Raw genomic sequence first — 5373 nt, forward strand, 5'->3', positions numbered from 1 at the left:
GCCCCAGGCCACCGAGGTGGCGGGCAGGCCCTCGGCCCGGCGGCGCTCGGCGAGCGCGTCCAGGAAGGCGTTGGCGGCGGCGTAGTTGGCCTGACCTGCGGTGCCGATCGAGCCCGCGAACGACGAGAACAGGACGAAGGCCGTCAGGTCCAGGTCCCGCGTCAGCTCGTGCAGGTTGGCCGCGGCATCGGCCTTGGCACGCAGGACGGTGGCGAAACGCTCGGGGGTCAGCGACTCGAGCACGCCGTCGTCCAGCACCCCGGCCGCGTGCACCACCGCCGTCAGCGGCAGTTCGGCCGGGAGCCCGGCCACCAGCGCGGCCAGCGCCTCGCGGTCGGCGGCGTCGCAGCCGGCGACGGTGACCCGGGCGCCCGAGGCGGCGAGTTCGTCCCGCAGCTCGGCCGCGCCGGGCGCGTCGAGGCCACGGCGGCTGGTGAGCACCACGTGCTCGGCGCCCTTGTCGATCAGCCAGCGGGCCACATGCCCGCCCAGCGCGCCCGTACCGCCGGTCACCAGCACAGAGCCCGCACCCGGCCGCCAGTCGCGGCCACGCTCGGCCTTGGCGGCGGACTTGGCGGTTTTAGCGGTCTTTGCGGTCTTTGCGGCGGTCTCGGTGGCCCGGGTCAGCCGACGGCCGAAGACACCGGAGGCGCGCACCGCCACCTGATCCTCGCCGTCGCCACCGGCCAGCACGCCCGCGAGGCGGGACAGCGCACGGTCGTCCACCGTCTCCGGCAGATCGACCAGACCGCCCCACCGCTCGGCCAGTTCCAGGGCCGCGACCCGGCCCAGGCCCCAGACCCGCGCCTGCCACGGGTCCACCGGACCGTCCGCCCGGCCGGTCGAGACCGCGCCGCGCGTGGCGACCCACAGTGGCGCGTCCACGGCCAGATCGCCCAGCGCCTGCGCCAGGGCGGCCGTGCGGAGCAGCCCGTCGGCCCCCTCCGTCAGGGACGGCAGCGCGAACACCCCGGCCGCCGGGGCGTCGGCGATCGCCTCGCGCAGCAACTCGGCCATGCCCGTACGGTCTGCGGCGGTCAGCTCGACGGTCCGCACCTCGGCGCCGCGCGCGGACAGCGTCCGTACGACATCCTCGGCCAGTGCGCCGTCCGCCTCGCCGACCGTCCCGCCGTCCGCCCCGCCGACCGTCGCGTCGGCCGGGGTGACGACCAGCCAGCGGCCGGTCAGCGTCCCCTCGACGCGGGCGGCCACCGGCTTCCAGGTCACCTGGTAGCGCCAGGCGTCCACGGTGGACCGCTCGCCCTGGCGGCGCCGCCACGAGGACAGCATCGGCAGAACGGCGCCCAGCGAGGAGAGCGCGTCGGCGTCCGCGTCCTCGGACTGGAGCGTCCCGGCCAGGGCCTCCAAGTCCTCCCGCTCGACGGCCTCCCAGAACCGCGCGTCCACGGAATCCATGGCCGCGACGGCCTCGCGGACCTCCTCCGGGTTCTCGACCCAGAAGCGCTGCCGCTGGAAGGCGTAGGTCGGCAGCTCGACCGCGCGGGCTCCCGCACCGGCGAAGAACGCCGCCCAGTCCAGGGCGAGCCCCCGGGTGTGCAGCGCGGCGAGCGCCGCCGTCAGCGACACCGGCTCGGTACGCCCCTTGCGGAGCGCCGAGACGAAGGCGGCGGCATCGCCGGACACGCACTCCTGGGCCATGGCGGTGAGCACACCGTCGGGGCCCAACTCGACGTAGCTGGTGACGCCTTGGGCCTCCAGCGTCCGTACGCCGTCGAGGAAGCGGACGGCCTCGCGGACGTGGCGCACCCAGAAGTCGGCCGTCGTGATCTCCTCGGCGGAGACCACGTTCCCGGTGAGGTTGGAGACGATCGGGATGCGCGGGGCCTCGTACGACAGGCCCTGCGCCACCTCGCGGAACGCCTCCAGCATCCCGTCCATGCGCGGCGAGTGGAACGCGTGGCTCACGGTGAGCCGCTTGGTCTTACGGCCCTGCGTCTCGAACGAAGCAGCGATGGCGACAGCCTCGTCCTCATCACCCGCGATGACAACGGACGTAGGCCCGTTGAGGGCGGCGATGCTCACGCCATCGGTGAGCAGCGGCAGCACCTCGTCCTCCGACGCCTGCACCGCGATCATCGAGCCACCCGCCGGAAGCTCCTGCATCAACCGCCCACGCGCCGCCACCAACTTCGCGGCATCCGCGAGCGAGAGCACACCCGCCACATGCGCGGCGGCCAACTCACCAATCGAATGCCCGGAGAGGAAATCGGGCCGCAGACCCCACGCCTCCGAAACCAGCCGGAACAGCGCCACCTCAACCGCGAACAACGCAGGCTGAGTGAACCCCGTCTGATCCAACGCCTCGGCGTCATCCCCGAACAGCACCGTCTTCAACGGCCGCTCAAGGTGTCCGTCCAGCTCATCGCACACCGCGTCCAGCGCCTCCGCGAACACCGGATAGGCGTCGTACAGCTCACGCCCCATCCCGAGCCGCTGGCTCCCCTGCCCGGTGAACAGGAAGGCCACCTTGCCGCCCTCGGCCACCGCTCCCTGGATCAGCCCGGCCGCCGTACGACCCTCGGCGAGCGCCTCCAGGCCGGACAGCAGCCCGGCGCGGTTCTCGCCGATGACCACCGCGCGCCGCTCCAGCGCCGCTCGGCCCGTGGCCAGCGAGTGGCCGACGTCCGTGGTGTTCAGCTCGGGGCGCGTGTCGAGGTGGGCGAGAAGCCGTTCGGCCTGGCCGCGCAGGGCGGCCTCGGACTTGCCCGAGAGCACCCACGGCACCGTCGGCAGCTCCGCCACCGGACGACCGGTCGCGGGGGTCTCCTCGACGACCGGGAGCTGCTCGATGATCGTGTGCGCGTTCGTGCCGCTCACACCGAACGACGAGATGGCCGCCCGGCGCGGCCGGTCGAGCTCCGGCCACGGCCGGGCCTCGGTCAGCAGCTCGAGGTCGCCCGCCGACCAGTCCACATGCGGGGTGGGCTGGTCGATGTGCAGGGTCCGCGGAAGCACTCCGTGGCGCATCGCCATGATCATCTTGATGATGCCCGCGACACCCGCCGCGGCCTGCGTGTGGCCGATGTTGGACTTCAGCGAGCCCAGCCACAGCGGCTGCCCCTCCGGCCGGTTGCGGCCGTAGGTGGCGAGCAGGGCCTGGGCCTCGATCGGGTCGCCCAGTGTCGTACCCGTGCCGTGCGCCTCCACCACATCGACATCGGCGGTGGTGAGCCGGGCGCTGGTGAGCGCGTCGCGGATGACGCGCTGCTGGGACGGGCCGTTGGGCGCCGTCAGACCGTTGGAGGCGCCATCCTGGTTGATGGCGGAGCCGCGCACGATCGCCAGCACCTTGTGGCCGTTGCGCCGCGCGTCCGACAGCCGCTCCACCAGCAACATGCCCACGCCCTCGGACCAGCCGGTGCCGTCCGCCGAGGCCGAGAAGGACTTGCAGCGGCCGTCCGTGGACAACCCCTGCTGGCGGCTGAAGTCGATGAACGTGTCCGGGGTGGCCATGACGGTCACACCACCGGCCAGCGCCAGCGAGCACTCGCCATTGCGCAGCGCCTGCGCGGCGAGGTGCAGCGCCACCAGCGACGACGAACACGCCGTGTCGATGGTGACCGCCGGGCCCTCCAGACCGAACGTGTACGCCACCCGGCCCGAGGCGATGCTGCCCGCGCCGCCGGTGCCGAGGTAGCCCTCGAGTCCCTCGGGGACGGCGGTCAGCCGGGTCAGATAGTCGTGGTACATGACGCCCGCGAAGACACCGGTCTTGCTGCCGCGTACGGCCGCCGGGTCGATCCCGGCCCGCTCGAACGCCTCCCACGACGTCTCCAGCAGCAGCCTCTGCTGCGGATCCATCGCCATGGCCTCGCGCGGGTTGATCCCGAAGAAGTCCGGGTCGAAGTCGGCGGCGTCGTGCAGAAAGCCGCCCTCGCGGGTGTAGCTGGTGCCCACCTGGTCGGGGTCGTCACTGTAGAGCGCGTCGAGATCCCAGCCACGGTCGACGGGGAAGTCGGAGATGGCGTCGGTGGCGCCGATGACAAGCTGCCACAGCTCCTCGGGGGTGGTGACCCCGCCCGGGTAGCGGCAGCTCATACCGACGATGGCGATCGGCTCGTCCTCGGTGACGGCCGCCACCGGGACCGGGGGGTGCACCTCCGCCGACTCCTCGCCCACCAGCTCGGTCCGCAGATGGCGGGCCAGGACCTGCGGGTCCGGATAGTCGAAGATGAGTGTCGCGGGCAGCCGCAGCCCGGTGACGCTGTTGAGCTGGTTGCGCAGCTCTACGGCGGTCAGCGAGTCGAAGCCCAGCTCCTTGAACGCCCGCCCGGAGCCGATGGTCTCCGCGCCCGCGTAGCCGAGCACGGTGGCCACCTGCGCCCGGACCAGATCCAGCAGCAGCCGCTCCTGCTCGGGCTCGGACAGCCCGGCGAGCCGCCCGGCCAGGCCCGACTCGCCGCCCGCCGCCACCGCGTCCACCGCGCGCCGCGCCGGGCCCCGCACCAGACCGCGCAGCAGCGGCGAGACAGCGGGCTGGTTGCGCAGCGCCGCGAGGTCCAGGCGCATCGGCACCAGGGACGCCTCGTCGACGGTCAGCGCGGCGTCGAAGAGCCGCAGCCCCTCCGCCACCGGCAGCGGGGGCACTCCGGCCCGCCGCATCCGGGTGATGTCGGCCTCGTCCAGGGTGTCGCCCATACCGCCACCGGCCCACAGGCCCCACGCCAGCGCGGTGGCCGGCAGGCCCTGGGCGGCGCGGTGCTGGGCGAGGGCGTCCAGGAACACGTTGGCGGCCGCGTAATTGCCCTGACCCGGGCCGCCGAAGACACCGGCGGCCGAGGAGAAGAGAACGAACGCCGACAGGTCGAGGTCGCGGGTGAGCTCGTGGAGGTTCCAGGCCGCGTCCGCCTTCGGGCGCAGCACCCCGGCCATGCGCTCGGGGGTGAGCGAGCCGATCACGCCGTCGTCCAGCACGCCTGCGGTGTGCACGACCGCCGTCAGCGGATGCTCGGCGGGGATGGTGGCGAGGGTCGCGGCAAGCGCGTCCCGATCCGCCACATCACACGCCGCCCACGCCACTGCGGCGCCCAACTCGGCCAGCTCGGTGCTGAGTTCGGTCGCGCCCGGCGCCTGGTCGCCGCGACGGCTCACCAGCAGAAGATGTCGTACGCCGCGATCGGCCACCAAGTGGCGGGCGAACAGACCGCCCAGCGAACCGGACGCGCCGGTGACCAACACCGTGCCACCCGGGTTCCACTCCGGGGCCGCGTTGTCGGCGGTGGACGCGGCGCGGGCCAGGCGTGGCGTCTTGAGGACACCCTCCCGCACCGCGACCTCGGCCTCGCCACTCGCGAGCACGGCGGGCAGCGCGGCCCGCGAGTCGTCATGACCGTCGAGGTCGACCAGGACGAG

The 5373-nt window shown here is 73.5% G+C and carries 1 pseudogene; it reads right to left on the reverse strand.

The annotated features are described in order from the left end of the window. Window positions 1-42 precede the first annotated feature (42 nt). Window positions 43-5319: pseudogene (locus tag ACFXB5_RS37085) on the reverse strand (type I polyketide synthase); the annotation flags it as partial. Window positions 5320-5373 lie beyond the last annotated feature (54 nt).

The organism is Streptomyces sp. NPDC059455 (assembly GCF_042750115.1).
In the GTDB taxonomy this organism is placed as follows: domain Bacteria; phylum Actinomycetota; class Actinomycetes; order Streptomycetales; family Streptomycetaceae; genus Streptomyces; species Streptomyces endocoffeicus.